Origin of the sequence: Citrobacter sp. CtB7.12, from assembly GCF_001297795.1 — a bacterium.
GTDB lineage: Bacteria > Pseudomonadota > Gammaproteobacteria > Enterobacterales > Enterobacteriaceae > Citrobacter_A > Citrobacter_A amalonaticus.
On sequence record NZ_LIFT01000002.1, the window covers coordinates 116,186 to 135,694 of the forward strand.

The window sequence follows — 19,509 nt, forward strand, 5'->3', positions numbered from 1 at the left end:
CCTCAGCCCCTTGAGTTGGCGGCTTCCGCGTGGCTCATGTCCATGCCTTCCATTCCTTCGTGCGAGCTGTGCTCACCTTCCGGTTGGGTCATGTCCATGCTCTGACCGTGAGCCATAAATTTGTTAATCACGTCTTTAAACAAATCGGGTTTCACGTTGGAGAAGTATTCCACCTGGTTGTATTCGCTTGGCACAGCCACTTTCTCGAACGCAGCCATGTCGCTCATGGTGTTCGGTGACTGTTTCGCTTTAGCAACCCATTGGTCGAATGCGGCGCGGTCCTCTGTTGCGATAGCCTTGAACTTCATACCGGAGAAGCCAGGTCCGCTATAGCTTGCGGAGATACCGTCATAGGTACCGGCTTCATTGGCGATCAGATGCAGGCGAGTCTGCATACCGGCCATGGCATAAATCTGGCTGCCCAGACGTGGGATGAAGAAGGAGTTCATCACGGAGTTAGAGGTCACTTTGAAGTACACCGGAGTGTTCGCCGGGAAGGCGATTTCATTCACGGTAGCAATGCCCTGTTCCGGGTAGATGAAGAACCATTTCCAGTCCATGGAAACCACTTCGATGGTAATGGGCTTCTCGTCATGCGCCAGCGGCTTGCTTGGCTCAAGAGCGTGAGTGGTTTTCCAGGTCAGCACGGCAAGGAAAATGATGATTAAGATAGGAACCGTCCAGACCACCGCTTCCACTTTATTGGAGTGTGACCAGTTCGGGCTATACTTCGCATCTTTATTGCTTGCACGGTACTTCCAGGCAAAACCTACAGCCATCAAGATTGCAGGAATAACGACGATCAACATCAGGCCAAATGCCGTCAGTATCAGCGAACGTTGCTCCAGTCCAATCTGTCCTTTGGGATCTAACAGCGCAGAATTACAGCCACTGAGTAATGCAGTGCCTGCAATTAATGACAACCATCCCAAACTTTTATTGTATTTCCTGAGTCTCATTTAACGACCTCAATTCCACGGGACCGGGTGGCGTTTAAAGTGTGTGGGCATTTTACGGGAAGGTTACATTACTGTAAACATCATTGGATCTGTGTTACCGGGTTCTGCCGCACGTGTCACATATGTTGCAAGATATGTCGTTTCAGCATTAAGAACCTGTTGCAACATCACGTTATAACGAAAGGGGACTTCAGGGAGGCGACGCGAGGGTAATTGGTATAACCAATGTAAAAATAAAACAATTGGTTAACAAGTGGTTATCAATAAAGAGACAAATAAAATACAAAAAATAAATGTGTTTCGGCTGAATCGAGTAAGGAAAATAAAACCTATAAAAGGCGTCAATAATTTCCAGATTCTATTGCGCACAAAACAACAAATATTAATTTTTTCAGTTGTTGTTTATTTAGCCGATATAATTACGCAAGGTGATTACAACGGCTAAATAAAGGGGCGCTTACACCAGCCGCGTTTTGCGTAGCGCCAGATAGTCGAGCAAGCCGCCAAACACGATGCCGAAAATGGCGATAGTCACTGCGACTTCCAGCAGTCCGGCGAGGAAGGAGAAGTTAGTGAACGCCAGCGCGTTCAGCGACAGCAACAGCAGCCAGACGGCAAGCAACACGCATCCCGCCATCAAAATCCATAACGCCAGACGGTAGGCCGAACGGAATTCTGTTCGCGGCAGGAAACTTTCGCTCTGTCGCGTGTACTCCAGCGTTTGCCGACACACCAGCAGCAATATCAGGCCCGGAACGGCGGCCACGACGGAGAAAAGATAAAACGTCGACCAGCCATGCGCCTCGACAAACCAACCGGCAACCGGGCCAACATAGACGCGCCCCACGGCAGAAAGCGCTGACAGCAGGGCAAACTGGGTGGCGGAAAATGACTTATTACACAGCGTCATCAGTAGCGCGACGAACGCTGACGTCCCCATTCCCCCGCACAGGTTCTCGAAAAACACCGCCGCAGCCATGCTGAACATGTGCTTGTCGGTCACCGACAGGAGCCAGTATCCGGCGTTAGAGACGCCCTGCAGAATGCCGAAAATCAGTAAAGCGCGAAACAGCGTCAGCCGTTGCATCAACACCCCGCCGTACAGCGCGCCAATAATCGTGGCGATAAGCCCCAGCGTTTTATTGACGACGCCCACTTCTCCGGCGTCAAAGCCCACACCACGAATCAAAAAGGTGGTGGTCAGGCTCATGGCGAAGGCATCACCCAGCTTATAAAGGATGATGAGCAGCAAAATCAGCCAGGCGTTGTTACGTCCGAAGAAATCGCGTAGCGGGGCTGCGACTGCCTGCTCCAGCGTTTTTGGCACCGGAATGCTGTCGGTCGGTTCGGGGGCGAGCAGAGTGGAAATAATACAAGGGATCAGTAATGCTGCCATCAGCCAGTACATGCCTTGCCAGCCGAGCCAGCGGTCGGCCATCCACAGCGCCAGTCCACCGGACACCAGCATGCCGAGGCGATAGCCGAGCACGCTGATTGCCGCACCGGTTCCGCGCTCTTCTGCGGCTAAGACGTCCGTTTTCCAGGCGTCAAACACAATATCTTGCGACGCTGAACAAAAGGCGATCACTACCGCCAGCGCCGCCATCCATCGCAACTGGCTACCGGGCTCCAGAAAACCCATCGCAGCGATGGAGACCAGCAACAAACATTGCGTCGTCAGCAACCAGCCACGACGACGACCTAAAAAGGGCGGTGTGTAGCGGTCCATGACCGGAGACCAGAGAAATTTAAAGACGTAAGCCTGACCGACCAGCGAAAAGAAACCGATGGTTTTCAGGTCGATATTCTCGACGGTCATCCATGCCTGAAGCGTACCGGAGGTCAACGCGAGCGGCAGGCCGGAGGCAAAACCTAACATCAGCAAAATGGCTGATTTCGGTTGTTGAAAAATGCGTAAGTAGTGACTAGGCATGGGCATATAAAGCTGACCCGGCGCGGAGCCGGGTCAGGGGGCAGAAATTAACGAGCGTTCTGTTTGATGAAGTCGTGGACGCTAGTGTCCTGAGACATATCAGTAATCGTATCGGTCAGCACGCTGTTAACCGCGTTGGCGATATTCTTGTTGGTCGCCTGGAACGCGCCTTCAACGGAGTAGCTGGCGCGGTAGTTTTTGGTCATCTTGTTGCCGTTGGCCGCCGTCGCGATGATCGCGATATCGGCCTTGGTGGCGATGTTATAACGCACGTTGCCCTGAGACACATCCGCGTATAGCTGGTTAACAATGATCTGCAGGTTCACCGCACCGTTCGGGCCAACCATATAACCGCGCGAGGTCATCTGTTTTTCCAGTACTTCTTGTAACAGGAAGCGCAGATCGCGGGAGGCCGTCAGTGTCACCAACTGATTGTCGCGGGTCACTTTTGCCAGCGCCTGGTCCGGACGCTGATCGGCGCCGTTGATGCTAACGGTCACGCCCATCAGGCTAGGATCCTGTTGTGGGAGCGTGATTTTAGGCGAAACGTCAATCGTGGTTGGTGGTGTCGCACAGCCCGCCAGCATGAAAAGCGCGATTAACGGGAAGAGGATTTTTTTTAACATGTTCGTGCTCTCAGTAACTCTTAATCATATGGATAGAGAAAAATTCCCGCCATCATAACATCGCCAACGGCGAGGGGAAGTGGGTAACGCATGTAAATTCATCATGTTGTCGGAATAATGAAGTTATAGAGACCAAATTGGGCATTTATGCCATCCCCCAACGGGTTGAATCAGTAAACTTCATCGCGTTGATGGCGAAAATCAGACGAAGGCTAAATTTTTGTTGTAATGGTGCAATGGAACCGGTAAAAGCGGCTAATATTTAAAGGGATGGGTGACATCTCAGCGCCGTTTGAGGAGATATATCATGATGATACGTGAGCAAATAGAAGAAAAATTAAGGGCAGCGTTCCAACCCGTGTTCCTCGAGGTCGTGGATGAAAGCTATCGTCATAATGTCCCGGCTGGCTCAGAAAGCCACTTTAAGGTCGTTCTGGTTAGCGATCGCTTTACCGGCGAGCGTTTTTTGAATCGTCATCGGATGATCTACGGTACATTAACCGCAGAACTGTCTACGACGGTTCACGCGCTGGCTCTGCATACTTATACCATTAAAGAGTGGGAAGGGTTGCAGGATACGATCTTTGCGTCACCTCCCTGTCGTGGTGCGGGAAGCATCGCGTAAAAACGCATTTGCAACTGCTGGCGTTTTTCCAGTATGTTGCTAAAGATTATGTGAAAACGGCCTGCGGGCCGTTTTGTTTTGTCTGAATTTTGCACGAGTCAAACCCTTTTCAGGGCAAGAATAGCCGGGAATTGTGAAAAATGCCGCAGCAACGCGTAATAACCGTTCTCGACTCATAAAAGTGATGCCGCTATAATGCCGCGTCTTATTTGAATGTCTTCGGGATGATTCTGACGACAGGGAATGTGATTGATTAAGAGAACATCCCGGTTCCGCGAAGCTAATAATCTGTGCTTGCGGAGTAGAGTTGACCGAGCACTGTGATTTTTTGAGGTAACAAGATGCAAGTTTCAGTTGAAACCACTCAAGGCCTTGGCCGCCGTGTAACGATTACTATCGCTGCTGACAGCATCGAGACCGCTGTTAAAAGCGAGCTGGTCAACGTAGCGAAGAAAGTGCGTATTGACGGCTTCCGTAAAGGCAAAGTACCGATGAATGTTGTTGCTCAGCGTTATGGCGCGTCCGTTCGCCAGGACGTTCTGGGTGACCTGATGAGCCGCAACTTCGTTGATGCCATCATCAAAGAAAAAATCAATCCGGCTGGCGCACCGAACTACGTTCCGGGCGAATACAAACTGGGTGAAGATTTCACCTACGCGGTAGAATTCGAAGTCTATCCGGAAGTTGAACTGACCGGCCTGGACACAATCGAAGTTGAAAAACCGGTTGTTGAAGTCACCGATGCGGATGTTGACGTGATGCTGGATACCCTGCGCAAACAGCAGGCGACCTGGAAAGATAAAGACGGCGCCGCGGATGCAGAAGACCGCGTTACCCTCGACTTCACCGGTTCTGTAGACGGCGAAGAGTTCGAAGGCGGTAAAGCGTCTGATTTCGTACTGGCGATGGGCCAGGGTCGTATGATCCCGGGCTTTGAAGACGGTATCAAAGGTCACAAAGCGGGCGAAGAGTTCACCATCGACGTGACTTTCCCGGAAGACTACCACGCTGAAAACCTGAAAGGTAAAGCGGCGAAATTCGCCATCAACCTGAAGAAAGTGGAAGAGCGTGAGCTGCCGGAACTGACTGAAGAATTCATCAAACGTTTTGGCGTTGAAGATGGTTCCGTTGCCGGTCTGCGTACTGAAGTCCGTAAAAACATGGAACGCGAGCTGAAAGGCGCGGTGCGTAACCGTGTTAAATCTCAGGCAATCGACGGTCTGGTGAAAGCGAACGACATCGACGTTCCTGCTGCACTGATTGACAGCGAAATCGACGTTCTGCGTCGTCAGGCTGCTCAGCGTTTCGGTGGTAACGAGAAACAAGCGCTGGAACTGCCGCGTGAACTGTTCGAAGAACAGGCTAAGCGTCGCGTAGTTGTGGGTCTGCTGCTGGGCGAAGTGATTCGTACCAATGAACTGAAAGCGGATGAAGATCGCGTGAAGGGCCTGATCGAAGAGATGGCTTCTGCTTACGAAGATCCGAAAGAAGTGATCGAGTTCTACAGCAAAAATAAAGAGCTGATGGACAACATGCGTAACGTCGCTCTGGAAGAGCAGGCGGTTGAAGCGGTTCTGGCGAAAGCCAAAGTGACTGAAAAAGCCACGACCTTCAATGAGCTGATGAACCAGCAGGCGTAATTCCGCTTAAACGCGCGAATTTCGCTCAAAGGCCCGTCACCGTCAGGTGGCGGGTCTTTTTTTTGTCATGACTTTTGCATGGAAGCGTGCGAAAAAGCCCTTTTCGGTGTTAGCGTTCAGGCAAAAGATTGTTATGCTTGAATTATGGCGATGCCGTACCCATAACAGAGGGACTAGCTGATAATCCGTCCATAAGGTTACAATCGGTACAGCAGGTTTTTTCATTTTTTATCCAGGAGACGGAAATGTCATACAGCGGCGAACGAGATAACTTTGCACCCCATATGGCGCTGGTGCCGATGGTCATTGAACAGACCTCACGTGGTGAGCGCTCTTTTGATATCTACTCTCGTCTACTTAAGGAACGTGTCATTTTTCTGACCGGCCAGGTCGAAGATCATATGGCTAACCTGATTGTGGCGCAGATGCTGTTCCTGGAAGCCGAAAACCCGGAAAAAGATATCTACCTGTACATTAACTCTCCGGGCGGCGTAATTACCGCAGGCATGTCGATTTATGACACCATGCAGTTTATTAAGCCAGACGTCAGCACCATTTGTATGGGCCAGGCGGCCTCAATGGGCGCGTTCTTGCTGACGGCCGGGGCGAAAGGTAAACGTTTCTGCCTGCCGAACTCCCGCGTAATGATTCATCAGCCGTTGGGCGGTTACCAGGGCCAGGCAACGGATATTGAAATTCACGCCCGTGAAATCCTGAAAGTTAAAGGGCGCATGAACGAACTTATGGCACACCATACGGGTCAATCTCTTGAGCAGATTGAGCGTGATACTGAGCGCGATCGCTTCCTCTCTGCCGCTGAGGCAGTTGAGTATGGCTTAGTCGACTCGATTTTGACCCATCGTAATTGATGCCCGGGGCGCAACTGTGCCGCTATACTTACCAGGGGCGGCACAACGCGACAAAGCGAGTTGCGCCTGAGAATGGCATTTTGCGTCGTCGTGTGCGGCACAAAGAACAAAGAAGAGGTTTTGACTCATGACAGATAAACGCAAAGATGGCTCGGGCAAATTGTTGTACTGCTCTTTTTGCGGCAAAAGCCAGCATGAAGTGCGTAAGCTCATCGCCGGTCCATCCGTGTATATCTGCGATGAATGTGTCGATCTGTGTAACGACATCATTCGCGAAGAGATTAAGGAAGTAGCACCGCATCGTGAACGCAGTGCGCTGCCGACGCCACACGAAATTCGTAACCATCTTGACGATTACGTCATCGGTCAGGAACAGGCCAAGAAAGTGCTGGCGGTCGCGGTATACAACCACTACAAACGTCTGCGCAACGGCGACACCAGTAATGGCGTCGAGTTGGGCAAAAGTAATATTCTGCTGATCGGTCCGACCGGCTCCGGTAAAACGCTGTTGGCGGAAACGCTGGCGCGCCTGCTGGATGTTCCGTTCACGATGGCGGATGCCACCACGCTGACCGAAGCGGGTTACGTGGGTGAGGACGTTGAGAACATCATCCAGAAACTGTTGCAGAAGTGCGACTACGATGTGCAGAAAGCGCAGCGTGGTATTGTCTATATCGATGAAATTGACAAGATTTCCCGTAAGTCTGACAACCCGTCGATCACCCGTGACGTTTCCGGTGAAGGCGTACAGCAGGCGCTGCTGAAACTGATCGAAGGGACGGTTGCTGCCGTTCCGCCGCAGGGTGGACGTAAACATCCGCAGCAGGAATTCTTGCAGGTGGATACCTCTAAGATCCTGTTCATCTGTGGCGGTGCGTTTGCCGGCCTGGATAAAGTGATCGCCAACCGCGTTGAAACCGGCTCCGGCATTGGTTTTGGTGCAACGGTGAAAGCGAAATCCGACAAGGCCAGCGAAGGCGAACTGCTCTCGCAGGTTGAGCCGGAAGATTTGATCAAGTTTGGTCTGATTCCTGAGTTTATTGGTCGTCTGCCGGTTGTGGCAACGCTGAGCGAACTGAGCGAAGAAGCGCTGATCCAGATCCTGAAAGAGCCGAAAAACGCGCTGACCAAGCAGTATCAGGCGCTGTTCAATCTGGAAGGCGTTGACCTGGAGTTCCGCGACGAAGCGCTGGATGCGATTGCCCGCAAAGCCATGGCGCGTAAAACCGGTGCCCGTGGTCTGCGTTCCATCGTAGAAGCCGCGCTGCTGGATACCATGTATGATCTGCCTTCGATGGAAGACGTCGAAAAAGTGGTGATTGATGAGTCGGTGATCGGCGGTCAGAGCAAGCCATTACTGATTTACGGCAAGCCGGAAGCCCAGCAGGCATCTGGTGAATAATTAGCCAATCCATACAATCAGTTAATCAAAAAGGGGGGATTTTATCTCCCCTTTACTTTTTCCGTAATCATGGCGTTGAATGTGTGGGAAACATCCCCATATACTGACATACATGTTAAAGGTGGCATGAAGCACAGCTATGCCATCTGATTACCTGGCGGACACTAAACTAAGAGAGAGCTCTATGAATCCTGAGCGTTCTGAACGCATTGAAATCCCCGTATTGCCGTTGCGCGATGTGGTGGTTTATCCGCACATGGTCATACCCTTGTTTGTAGGGCGGGAAAAATCTATCCGTTGTCTGGAAGCGGCTATGGACCATGATAAAAAAATCATGCTGGTCGCCCAGAAGGAAGCATCAACGGATGAGCCGGGTGTAAACGATCTTTTCACCGTCGGGACCGTGGCCTCTATTTTGCAGATGCTGAAACTGCCTGACGGCACCGTCAAAGTGCTGGTCGAAGGGTTACAGCGTGCGCGTATTTCTGCGCTGTCTGATAACGGCGAGCACTTCTCTGCGAAAGCGGAATACCTTGATTCGCCTGCTATTGACGAGCGCGAACAGGAAGTGCTGGTACGCACGGCGATCAGCCAGTTCGAAGGCTACATCAAGCTGAACAAGAAAATCCCACCAGAAGTACTGACGTCGCTCAATAGCATTGACGATCCGGCGCGTCTGGCGGACACCATCGCTGCCCATATGCCGCTGAAGCTGGCGGATAAGCAGTCCGTACTGGAGATGTCAGACGTGAACGAGCGTCTGGAGTATCTGATGGCGATGATGGAGTCTGAAATCGATCTGCTGCAGGTTGAGAAGCGCATTCGCAACCGCGTGAAAAAGCAGATGGAGAAATCTCAGCGTGAGTACTATCTGAATGAGCAGATGAAGGCGATTCAGAAAGAACTCGGCGAAATGGACGATGCGCCGGACGAAAACGAAGCGCTGAAGCGGAAGATCGACGCGGCAAAAATGCCGAAAGAGGCGAAAGAGAAAGCCGAAGCTGAACTGCAGAAGCTGAAAATGATGTCGCCGATGTCAGCGGAAGCGACCGTCGTGCGTGGTTACATCGACTGGATGGTTCAGGTGCCGTGGAATGCGCGTAGCAAGGTTAAAAAAGACCTGCGTCAAGCGCAGGAAATCCTTGATACCGACCATTATGGTCTGGAGCGTGTGAAAGACCGCATCCTTGAGTATCTCGCGGTACAAAGCCGTGTGAACAAAATCAAGGGGCCGATCCTGTGCCTGGTGGGACCGCCGGGGGTAGGTAAAACCTCTCTGGGTCAGTCCATCGCCAAAGCGACCGGGCGTAAATACATCCGTATGGCGCTGGGCGGCGTGCGTGATGAAGCGGAAATTCGTGGCCACCGTCGGACATACATCGGTTCAATGCCGGGTAAACTGATCCAGAAAATGGCGAAAGTGGGCGTGAAAAACCCGCTGTTCCTGCTCGATGAGATCGACAAAATGTCTTCCGACATGCGTGGCGATCCGGCATCTGCACTGCTTGAGGTGCTGGATCCCGAGCAGAACGTGGCCTTCAGCGATCACTACCTGGAAGTGGACTACGATCTCAGCGACGTGATGTTTGTCGCGACCTCCAACTCCATGAACATTCCAGCGCCGCTGCTGGATCGTATGGAAGTGATCCGTCTGTCCGGGTATACCGAAGACGAGAAGCTGAACATTGCCAAACAGCACCTGTTGCCGAAGCAGATTGAGCGTAACGCGCTGAAGAAAGGCGAGCTGACGGTCGACGACAGCGCCATTATCGGCATTATTCGTTACTACACTCGTGAGGCTGGCGTGCGTAGTCTGGAACGTGAAATTTCCAAACTGTGCCGGAAAGCGGTTAAGCAGTTGCTGCTGGATAAGTCACTGAAACACATTGTGATCAATGGCGATAACCTGCACGACTACCTGGGTGTACAGCGCTTTGACTATGGTCGCGCGGACAATGAAAACCGCGTAGGCCAGGTGACAGGTCTGGCGTGGACGGAAGTGGGCGGCGATCTGCTGACCATCGAAACCGCCTGCGTGCCTGGCAAAGGCAAGCTGACCTACACCGGTTCGCTGGGTGAAGTGATGCAGGAGTCCATTCAGGCTGCATTGACCGTGGTGCGTGCGCGTGCGGAAAAACTGGGTATTAATCCGGACTTTTACGAAAAACGCGACATTCACGTTCACGTTCCTGAAGGGGCGACGCCGAAAGACGGTCCGAGCGCCGGTATTGCGATGTGTACCGCACTGGTTTCCTGCCTGACCGGTAACCCGGTGCGTGCCGATGTGGCGATGACCGGTGAGATCACCCTGCGTGGTCAGGTGCTGCCGATCGGTGGGTTAAAAGAAAAACTTCTGGCTGCGCACCGTGGTGGTATTAAAACGGTCTTAATTCCGGATGAAAACAAACGCGACCTGGAAGAGATTCCGGACAATGTTATTGCCGATTTGGACATCCATCCGGTGAAACGCATTGAAGAGGTTCTGACGCTCGCATTGCAAAATGAACCCTCTGGAATGCAGGTTGTGACGGCAAAATAGTGACCTCGCGCAAAGAGCACTAATAAAAACAGGGCTGGCAGGCCATTTCGTACTTGCCAGCCTTTTTTTGTATAGCTAATTTAGATGACGGATTGGGCTTGCCATCATTATCGGGTGTTGTAAGGGCATGGCAGGCCTGATATAACTGCTGCGCGGTCGCACTTTGAAGGATTCTGGTGCGATATAAATTATAATGAGGAAGAGAAGAGTGAATAAATCTCAACTGATCGACAAAATTGCTGCAGGGGCTGATATCTCCAAAGCTGCGGCAGGGCGTGCGTTAGACGCAATTATTGCTTCTGTTACCGAATCTCTGAAAGAAGGGGATGACGTTGCGCTGGTAGGTTTTGGTACTTTTGCTGTTAAAGAGCGTGCTGCCCGTACTGGCCGCAACCCGCAAACAGGTAAAGAGATCGCCATTGCTGCCGCCAAAGTACCTGGTTTCCGTGCAGGTAAAGCACTGAAAGACGCAGTAAACTAAGCGTGATCCCCTTCCGGGGACAGGACTCAGTACAAGGGCGCATCAATTGATGTGCCTTTTTTGTTTTTGCAGCGATTTTCTACATGTTGTGGGCTGACAATCGCCCCTGTTTCTTGTCACAATAGGCCTTTATGCGCAGCGTTCAGGAAACGCTATGCTGCGTAACGCGTATATACACAAGGCATTCACGTTTCATCGGGGCAGTTAACGACGAGGCCGCGTGAAAGATGCCGTGTATAGTCACCTACAGCGGAGTGTGGTTACACCATGATGGACAGCTTACGCACGGCTGCTAACAGTCTCGTGCTCAAGATTATTTTCGGAATCATTATCGTGTCGTTCATTCTGACCGGCGTGAGTGGTTACCTGATTGGCGGAGGCAACAACTACGCCGCTAAAGTGAATGACCAGGAAATCAGCCGTGGGCAGTTTGAGAATGCGTTCAACAGCGAACGTAATCGCATGCAGCAACAGTTGGGCGATCAGTACTCTGAGCTTGCGGCAAACGAAGGTTACATGAAAACCCTGCGCCAGCAGACGCTTAATCGTCTGATTGATGAAGCGCTGCTTGATCAGTATGCCCGCGAACTCAAACTGGGCATCAGCGACGAGCAGGTGAAGCAGGCGATTTTCTCCACGCCGGCATTCCAGGTCGATGGCAAATTTGATAACAACCGTTATAACGCGATTGTTAATCAGATGGGGATGACCGCTGACCAGTATGCGCAAGCCTTGCGTAACCAACTGACTACACAGCAGCTTATCAGCGGCGTCGCGGGCACCGATTTTATGCTCAAGGGTGAGACTGATGAGCTGGCGGCGCTGGTTGCACAGCAACGTGTCGTCCGTGAAGCCACGATTGACGTCAATGCTCTTGCAGCGAAGCAGTCGGTGACGGATCAGGAAGTGGCCAGCTACTACGAGCAGCACAAAAACAGCTTCATGACTCCGGAACAGTTCCGCGTCAGCTACATCAAGCTGGACGCCGCCTCGATGCAAAAGCCGGTTAGCGATGAAGATATCCAGTCTTATTACGATCAGCATCAGGATCAGTTCACCCAGGCACAGCGTAGCCGTTACAGCATCATCCAGACTAAAACGGAAGATGAAGCGAAAGCGGTACTCGACGCGCTGAACAAAGGTGGTGATTTTGCTGCGCTGGCGAAAGAGAAATCGGCCGACATCATCTCTGCCCGCAACGGCGGCGATATGGGTTGGCTGGAAGACGCCACCACGCCGGAAGAGCTGAAAAATGCCGGGCTGAAAGAGAAGGGCCAGCTTTCTGGCGTGATTAAATCCTCTGTTGGCTTTCTGGTTGTGCGTCTGGACGACATTCAGCCGGCGGTTGTGAAGCCGCTGAACGAAGTCCGTGATGACATCGCAGCGAAAGTGAAACAGGAAAAAGCGCTGGATGCTTACTTTGCTTTACAGCAGAAAGTGAGCGATGCGGCGAACAATGATACGGAATCTCTGGCGGGTGCCGAACAGGCAGCTGGCGCGAAAGCGGTACAGACGGGCTGGTTCAGTCACGAGAACCTGCCGGAAGAGCTGAATTTCAAACCGGTATCAGACGCCATTTTTGATGGTGCTCTGATGGGTGAAAACGGCGCGCCGGGCAGAAACTCCGATATCATCACCGTCGATGGCGATCGCGCGTTTGTTCTGCGTATCAGCGATCACAAGGCAGAGGCCGTGAAGCCGCTGTCTGAGGTGAAAGATCAGGTTACGGCGCTGGTTAAGCACAACAAGGCAGAGCAGCAGGCTAAACTGGATGCGGAAAAACTGCTGGTTGAGCTGAAGGCGGGTAAAGGCGCAGAAGCGATGAAAGCCGCTGGTCTGAGCTTTGGAGAGTCTAAAACGCTGAGCCGTACGGGCCAGGATCCGGTTAGCCAGGCGGCGTTTGGTCTGAGCCTGCCGGCGAAAGATAAGCCGAGCTATGGCATTGCCAACGATATGCAGGGCAATGTGGTTTTGCTGGCTCTGGACGACGTGAAAGCGGGCTCCATGCCGGAAGATCAGAAGAAAGCGATGGTTCAGGGGATCACCCAGAACAATGCGCAGATTGTCTTTGAGGCATTGATGAGTAACCTGCGTAAATCGGCGAAAATCAAAATCGGCGATGCGATGGATCAACAGCCGTAATCGTCGAGACGTCTCGCAAATCATTGCACAACCGTTGTAACACCTGAAGGCCGCTTTCGCGGCCTTTTCCATTTCTGACATTTGCCATTTGTTCGTTGGTTTTAACCTCGTTATCGTGATTCCACTGTTCACTAACAAGGAGAAAACAGTATGAAACATGGAATCAAAGCGTTACTTATCACCCTTTCCTTCGCCTGCGCGGGTATGACGCAAAGCGCGCTGGCGGCGTCATCGACAGCGGCAGTGAAAAGCCCGGCGGTGGAGACCAGCGCACAAGCACCGGTTGCAGGGCAAAACAAATCCGCGGTTCCGGCGAAAGCCAGCACCGAAGAGGGCACCAGGGTCAGCATCAATACCGCATCGGCAGAAGAGCTGGCGCGCGCGATGAACGGTGTTGGCCTGAAGAAAGCACAGGCGATCGTCAGCTATCGTGATGAGTACGGTCCGTTTAAAACGGTGGAAGATCTCAAACAAGTACCGGGGATGGGCAACGCGTTAGTGGAGCGCAATCTGTCTGCTTTAACACTTTAATCACTTGCGCACTGGCAAATATTTGCCAGACTGAGAGAGGTCATACCAGTTATGACCTCTCTACTCCTGTCTCTCTATAACAAAAACGTAAGGTCTCTGCGCTATGCAAACACAGATTAAGGTTCGTGGTTATCATCTTGATGTCTACCAGCACGTGAATAATGCCCGCTATCTTGAGTTTCTGGAGGAAGCCCGCTGGGATGGCCTGGAGAGCAGCGATAGCTTTCAATGGATGACTGCCCACAATATCGCTTTCGTGGTGGTCAACATCAATATTAACTATCGCCGTCCGGCGGTTCTGAGTGATCTGCTAACCGTCACCAGTCAGGTGCAACAGCTAAACGGGAAAAGCGGTATTCTAAGCCAGGTGATTACGCTGGAACCGGAAGGACAGGTGGTGGCTGATGCGCTTATTACGTTCGTCTGTATTGATCTGAAATCGCAAAAAGCGCTGCCGCTGGAAGGGGAGTTACGCGAAAAGCTGGAGCAGATGGTGAAGTAGGGGTGGATGATCCAACTGTTGGCCGGATAAGGTGCCAGGCACCGCCATCCGGCGAAACCCGCAATTATTTCAAGCCGGTCTTCTGCTTCATTGCCGCCATTATGACCGGTTTATCTGCCAGGTAATGATTCAGGCCATTTGCGCGTAGATTACAGGCCGCGCAGTGGCCGCAACCGTCGCCCTTGATGCCGTTATAGCAGGTCAGCGTTTCTTCACGTACCAGATCCAGCTTGCCCCAATAATCTGCCAGCGCCCAGGTTTCGGCTTTATCAATCCACATCAGTGGCGTTTCAAAGCGGATATCTTTCGCCATCCCCAGTTTAATGGCGTGATTCAGCGCCTCGACAAAATCATTGCGGCAGTCAGGGTAACCAGAGAAATCGGTCTCGCAGACGCCGGTAATCACCGCTTCTGCTTTTACCTGATAAGCATAAATCGCCGCCAGGGTCAGAAACAGAATATTACGTCCAGGGACAAAGGTATTCGGGATCCCATCGGCATCCGGTTCATAATCCGGAACCGGGATGTTGTCACGGGTCAGGCTGCTGACTGCCAGTTCACTCAGCAGCGTCACGTCCAGTACTTTGTGTGCACGTGCACCCAGTTTCAGGGCCAGATCACGTGCAACATCAATCTCCGCGCGATGGCGCTGACCATAATCAAAGGTCACGCAATGCACTTCATCATACTGATGCAGCGCCTGCACCAGACAGGTGGTGGAGTCCTGGCCTCCACTGAATACTACGACGGCACGTTTCATGGTTAATCCTGATAAGTTACTGTACACAAAGCCATTCAAATTGCATCGAGACGAAAAGTCTGAGAATCTCCTGGAGTTTACATAAGTAAATGACAGGGGTGAACAGACGTAGCCGACAAAGAGGCAGTTTGAAGAATGACGTGTATAAAGCCGCTATGGTAGCGCCAGAGTTGCCTGGCGACCAGCTTCTTCACGACGCGGGTGGTGGTAGCCAGGCTTCGGTGAACTCAAACCAGCCGCGCGGATTCAACCGCACCCCGTTCACACCAGGCGGTGCGCTGATGCGATAGTGATAGTTAAACAGCGGCGTCAGCGTCGCGTCATCCATCAGGCTGGCGAAAACTTGCCGCAGCGCGGCATAGCGATGATCCTCTTCCGGTCTGATTTGCAGCGCATCCAGCGTGGCCTGAAGATGTGAGAATGTTGGTGCATCAAGCACGTGCGGCCAAAGTGAATCACAGCGTAGCCACTGTTCGAGTGTATATTCGGGCGCTTCGCCAATCAGGCGGTCTCCCATCAGCAGATCCGCTTCGGCAAGCCGTTGGCAGCCGTCCCAGGTTTTCGCGTTATGAAAAATCAGCGTCAGTTCGCAGCCGAGGGCGGCCAGCGTGTGGCGCAGGTGTTCTGCCATAGTATGCAGTTCCACCGGCAGGTGATAAACCAGCGTCATTTTTTTCGGTAGTTCAACTGATTCCAGCCCCTCCCACTGCGGAATGGCCCAGCCAGGCAACAATTCGTTGCAGGGCGTAATCAGGTTTTCTCTCACATCCAGCGTTTGCAGCAGTGAAGAACGATGAATAAGGCTGACCAGCCGACGAGCCTGCAGTGGCGTCAGGTGGGCGCTTTTTTTCAGCGCGAGATAGCAAAAGCCGAGACTGATGCCGGTACTTACCGGGCTCACCGTGGCGAGCTCTTCGGGTTTGCCAATGGTTATCTGCACCGGATGGCGACAACTGGTGCCGAGATCTTGCTCAAAAAGCTGAGGGGTGATCCAGTATTCAATGGCTTTGAGCAGTGGATGTACGAGATGGTAATGGTCATGGCTTTCCAGACGTACCAGTTCGGGCGTAAACAGCGTCAGACGAAAAGGTCCCGTTCCGATGACGGGGTGTTCCGGATGTGCCAGCAGGCTGCCGTAGCTTGCCAGCCGGTGCGCCAGCCAGAAATCCGGGCGGTGCAGGATAAACGTCAGGCACTGCGGATGCGTCACCTCAATGTGCTTTACGCTGATAAACAGCCGGTTCAGTGCCGGGAGTTTGCGCAACATCAGCAGTCGCTGATGAAGCTGTGTGGTTTCTACCGCGTCACCGTTGTGCCAGAACAGCGTCGAGCGGATATAGAAGTCCCAGCGCAACCCGTCGGCGGAAATATCCCAGTGGTGGGCTAAATCCCCGCAGGGCCGCTGCGTCTGGCTGTCAAAACGGGTCAGTCCGGAGAAAATCTGCCCTGCGAGATGTTGCTCGGCGCGACCGGGAAGAAAACCAGAATGCAGCGGTTCAAGCTGACGGTAATAGGGAATACGCAGCGTGGGCGTGTCGTTTTGCCATTGACCCCCCATAAAGGGCTGCAGCATGGCCCGCAGTTCACCGGGTGCCAGTTGCGCCAGCTCCAGTACGCTAAGCTGTTGGCCCTTCTCCAGCGCCTGTTCCATCATCGCCGTGCGCAATGATTCCGGGGCCACCAGAAAACGCAGTTGCCCGCGCTTACCGCGTCCGGACTGCGCCTCCCAGACCAGCCAACCTGATTCCTGCGCCTGGCGCAACAACGTGCGGACGTGCCGCTCACTACAGAAGCAGCGTTCAGCCAGTTCCCCGACGGTCACGTGCTGCGGTTCGCCGTTAGAAGGCTGCCAGAGTCGCTGGTACTGATTAAGCCGATTGAGAAGTCGCATATAAACCCGGAACAATTTCTTTTATCTATTCACTATTACTTCCGTATATCTCAGGTAATACTGAATCACAAGTTAATCCGTCACCGAGTGGAGAAAGAGATGGCACGCCTGGCTGCATTTGATATGGATGGCACCCTGTTGATGCCAAATCACCTTTTGGGTGATGAAACGCTCTCTACTCTGGCGCGTCTGCGCGAACGTGACATTACCCTGACGTTTGCCACCGGACGCCATGTACTGGAAATGCGCCATATTCTCGGCACTTTTTCTCTCGATGCTTTTCTGATCACCGGTAACGGGACACGCATTCACTCGCTGGAAGGCGAGGTGCTGCACCGTCAGGATCTGGATCCGGCTGTTGCTGAGATCGTCCTGCATCAGCACTGGGACACACAGGCGAGTATGCATGTCTTCAACGATAACGGCTGGTTTACCGGACAAGAGATCCCCGAGATGCTGCACGCCCACGTCTATAGCGGTTTTCGCTATCAGATTGTGGATGTCGCGCGTATTCCGGCAGATCGGGTGACTAAAGTTTGCTTCTGTGGCGATCATGACGATTTGACGCGGCTGAAAATTCAGCTTGAAGAGGTACTGGGCGCACGAGCCCATCTTTGTTACTCGGCGATCGATTGCCTGGAAGTACTGCCGGTAGGCTGTAACAAAGGTTCTGCACTGGAGGTCCTGAGCGGACATCTGGGGCTGTCGCTGGCGGAATGTATGGCGTTTGGTGACGCGATGAACGATCGCGAAATGCTTGGCAGCGTCGGCCGTGGCCTGATCATGGGCAATGCCATGCCGCAGCTTATTGCCGAACTTCCCCATTTACCGGTGATTGGTCATTGTCGCAACCAGGCGGTATCACACTTTTTGACACATTGGCTGGACTATCCAAATCTTCCTTATTCCCCCGAATGAGAGACCCTACCAGCACCGGGCGTTCAGCCCGGTTTTTTTTGATTTAATGCGTATTCAGCAACCGCACCAGCTCTGCTTTCGCCGCGCGAAGATCGCCAATATGGGCGCTCACCCATTCAGCATGGTAGTAGGTGTCCAGATAGCGTTCGCCGCTGTCGCACAGTAGCGTCACCAGCGAACCGGTTTCTCCGGCTTCGCGCATGCGGGCGGCCAGTTGCAACATTCCCCACATATTGGTGCCCGTAGAGGCGCCGACTTTGCGGCCCAGTTGTGTTTCCAGCCAGTGCGCGGTCGCCACGCTGGCGGCATCCGGTACGCGCAGCATCTCATCGACCACGTCGGCAATGAATGACGGTTCGACGCGCGGGCGTCCAATTCCTTCAATTTTGCTGCCGACAGGGCTACGCAGCGTAGCATCACGCGACTGCCAGAAAGGCAGGAAGACGGAGTTTTCCGGGTCCACCACCATCAATTTTGTATCGTAACCCTGGCAGCGGATGTAGCGGCCAATGGTCGCGGAGGTCCCGCCGGTTCCGGCGCTCATCACAATGTGTTTCGGTACGGGATGCGGTTCACACTGCATCTGGCGGAAGATGCTGTCGGCGATATTGTTGTTACCGCGCCAGTCGGTGGCGCGTTCGGCATAGGTGAACTGATCCATATAATGGCCGTTCAACTCATGCGCCAGTTGTTCTGACGCCGCATAAATCTCGCAGGCGCTGTCCACGAAATGACAGCGACCACCGTAAAATTCAATCTGTTCGATTTTCCGTTTGGCCGTGCAGGCGGGCATGACGGCGATAAACGGCAGCCCCAGCAGGCGCGCGAAATAGGCTTCGGAGACTGCCGTTGAACCGGAAGAGGATTCGATAATAGTTGTGCCTTCCTTAATCCAGCCATTGCACAACCCATAGAGGAACAGCGAACGCGCCAGCCGGTGCTTCAGGCTACCGGTCGGGTGGGTGCTTTCATCTTTCAGATAGAGCTGGATATCCGGAAATACCGGTAATGGCAGGCGGATAAGATGAGTATCCGCCGAGCGCTGATAATCCGCGTTAATCTCATTGATGGCATTTTTAACCCAGGTGCTGTTCATCATTAATATCCATTTGTCATTTTGTGCCAAGAGTAGCGAAAAGCACGGAAAAAATTGTTGCCATTTAGCCTTTAAAATAGAATGTAAGGAGAAAATTCTTCTCTGAGGTGCCGGTATGTTAGATAAAATTGACCGTAAGCTGCTTGCATTGTTGCAACAGGACTGCACCCTCTCTTTGCAGGCGCTGGCGGATGCCGTTAATCTGACCACCACACCCTGCTGGAAACGCCTCAAACGACTGGAAGATGAGGGAATTCTGGTCGGTAAAGTCGCACTGCTGGATCCGGAAAAACTGGGGCTGGGATTAACTGCCTTTGTGCTCATTAAAACCCAGCATCACAGCAGTGACTGGTATTGCCGCTTCGTGACGGTGGTCAGTGAGATGCCGGAGGTGTTGGGCTTCTGGCGCATGGCCGGGGAGTACGACTACCTGATGCGGGTTCAGGTGGCCGACATGAAGCGCTATGACGACTTCTATAAACGTCTGGTCAATAGCGTTCCCGGTCTGTCGGACGTCACGTCGAGCTTTGCCATGGAACAGATTAAATACACCACTGCGCTGCCAATCGAATAACTCTCCCGGCACGATTTGCCG

17 protein-coding genes are annotated in these 19,509 nt (G+C 52.8%); 11 read left to right on the top strand and 6 right to left on the bottom strand.

Annotated features, from left to right (window positions below; all coding sequences use genetic code 11):
* Positions 1-2 precede the first annotated feature (2 nt).
* The 3 genes from cyoA to AOY24_RS02210 all read right to left on the bottom strand — a co-directional run bounded on the left by cyoA (position 3) and on the right by AOY24_RS02210 (position 3,518).
* Positions 3-959: a cytochrome o ubiquinol oxidase subunit II gene (cyoA, locus tag AOY24_RS02200; protein ID WP_043001581.1), complete on the bottom strand. Its 957-nt coding sequence runs from the start codon at positions 957-959 to the stop codon at positions 3-5.
* Between the two features lie 457 nt (positions 960-1,416).
* Entirely contained in the window at positions 1,417-2,892 is a 1,476-nt protein-coding gene (gene ampG / locus AOY24_RS02205) for a muropeptide MFS transporter AmpG (protein ID WP_043002002.1), read from the bottom strand.
* A gap of 47 nt (positions 2,893-2,939) precedes the next feature.
* Positions 2,940-3,518 carry a lipoprotein gene (locus AOY24_RS02210; protein ID WP_043001580.1) on the bottom strand — a complete coding sequence of 193 codons (579 nt, stop codon included), beginning with the start codon at positions 3,516-3,518 and terminating at the stop codon, positions 2,940-2,942.
* Positions 3,519-3,825: 307 nt separating this feature from the next.
* On the opposite strand from AOY24_RS02210, the gene bolA reads away from it, so the two are divergent.
* The 9 genes from bolA (at position 3,826) to fadM (ending at position 14,249) form a co-directional block, all read left to right on the top strand.
* Positions 3,826-4,143 carry a transcriptional regulator BolA gene (bolA, locus tag AOY24_RS02215; protein ID WP_042324511.1) on the top strand — a complete coding sequence of 106 codons (318 nt, stop codon included), beginning with the start codon at positions 3,826-3,828 and terminating at the stop codon, positions 4,141-4,143.
* A gap of 341 nt (positions 4,144-4,484) precedes the next feature.
* Positions 4,485-5,783: a trigger factor gene (gene tig, locus AOY24_RS02220; protein WP_043001579.1), complete on the top strand. Its 1,299-nt coding sequence runs from the start codon at positions 4,485-4,487 to the stop codon at positions 5,781-5,783.
* Between the two features lie 245 nt (positions 5,784-6,028).
* A complete protein-coding gene (clpP, locus tag AOY24_RS02225) occupies positions 6,029-6,652 on the top strand; it encodes an ATP-dependent Clp endopeptidase proteolytic subunit ClpP (RefSeq protein ID WP_002891804.1) in 624 nt (207 codons plus the stop codon).
* A gap of 127 nt (positions 6,653-6,779) precedes the next feature.
* Complete coding sequence (gene clpX / locus AOY24_RS02230; RefSeq protein ID WP_042324505.1) at positions 6,780-8,054, top strand: ATP-dependent protease ATP-binding subunit ClpX; 1,275 nt, start codon at positions 6,780-6,782, stop codon at positions 8,052-8,054.
* Positions 8,055-8,238: 184 nt separating this feature from the next.
* Positions 8,239-10,593 carry an endopeptidase La gene (lon, locus tag AOY24_RS02235; protein ID WP_042285905.1) on the top strand — a complete coding sequence of 785 codons (2,355 nt, stop codon included), beginning with the start codon at positions 8,239-8,241 and terminating at the stop codon, positions 10,591-10,593.
* A 193-nt stretch (positions 10,594-10,786) separates the two neighbouring features.
* Positions 10,787-11,074, top strand: a complete 288-nt coding sequence (gene hupB / locus AOY24_RS02240) for a nucleoid-associated protein HU-beta (protein WP_152754439.1) — start codon at positions 10,787-10,789, stop codon at positions 11,072-11,074.
* Between the two features lie 267 nt (positions 11,075-11,341).
* Positions 11,342-13,216, top strand: a complete 1,875-nt coding sequence (gene ppiD, locus AOY24_RS02245) for a peptidylprolyl isomerase (RefSeq protein WP_054176080.1) — start codon at positions 11,342-11,344, stop codon at positions 13,214-13,216.
* Positions 13,217-13,366: 150 nt separating this feature from the next.
* Positions 13,367-13,747, top strand: a complete 381-nt coding sequence (locus AOY24_RS02250) for a helix-hairpin-helix domain-containing protein (RefSeq protein WP_054176081.1) — start codon at positions 13,367-13,369, stop codon at positions 13,745-13,747.
* 103 nt (positions 13,748-13,850) lie between these two features.
* Positions 13,851-14,249, top strand: a complete 399-nt coding sequence (gene fadM / locus AOY24_RS02255) for a long-chain acyl-CoA thioesterase FadM (RefSeq protein ID WP_043001576.1) — start codon at positions 13,851-13,853, stop codon at positions 14,247-14,249.
* Between the two features lie 64 nt (positions 14,250-14,313).
* On the opposite strand, the gene queC is transcribed toward fadM, so the two are convergent.
* Together queC and AOY24_RS02265 are read right to left on the bottom strand one after the other, a co-directional pair.
* Positions 14,314-15,009 carry a 7-cyano-7-deazaguanine synthase QueC gene (gene queC, locus AOY24_RS02260; protein ID WP_043001575.1) on the bottom strand — a complete coding sequence of 232 codons (696 nt, stop codon included), beginning with the start codon at positions 15,007-15,009 and terminating at the stop codon, positions 14,314-14,316.
* A 190-nt stretch (positions 15,010-15,199) separates the two neighbouring features.
* The gene (locus AOY24_RS02265) at positions 15,200-16,900 is read right to left on the bottom strand and encodes an SgrR family transcriptional regulator (RefSeq protein WP_044327292.1); all 1,701 of its coding nucleotides are present in this window, start codon (positions 16,898-16,900) and stop codon (positions 15,200-15,202) included.
* Positions 16,901-16,999: 99 nt separating this feature from the next.
* On the opposite strand from AOY24_RS02265, the gene cof reads away from it, so the two are divergent.
* Positions 17,000-17,818, top strand: coding sequence for an HMP-PP phosphatase (gene cof / locus AOY24_RS02270; RefSeq protein ID WP_043001573.1), 819 nt, complete (start codon positions 17,000-17,002; stop codon positions 17,816-17,818).
* 43 nt (positions 17,819-17,861) lie between these two features.
* On the opposite strand, the gene AOY24_RS02275 is transcribed toward cof, so the two are convergent.
* On the bottom strand, positions 17,862-18,917 hold the full coding sequence (locus AOY24_RS02275) for a PLP-dependent cysteine synthase family protein (RefSeq protein ID WP_082010111.1): 1,056 nt from the start codon (positions 18,915-18,917) through the stop codon (positions 17,862-17,864).
* A 112-nt stretch (positions 18,918-19,029) separates the two neighbouring features.
* Between AOY24_RS02275 and decR the strand changes: the two genes are divergently transcribed.
* On the top strand, positions 19,030-19,488 hold the full coding sequence (decR, locus tag AOY24_RS02280; protein WP_043001571.1) for a DNA-binding transcriptional regulator DecR: 459 nt from the start codon (positions 19,030-19,032) through the stop codon (positions 19,486-19,488).
* Positions 19,489-19,509: the final 21 nt, after the last annotated feature.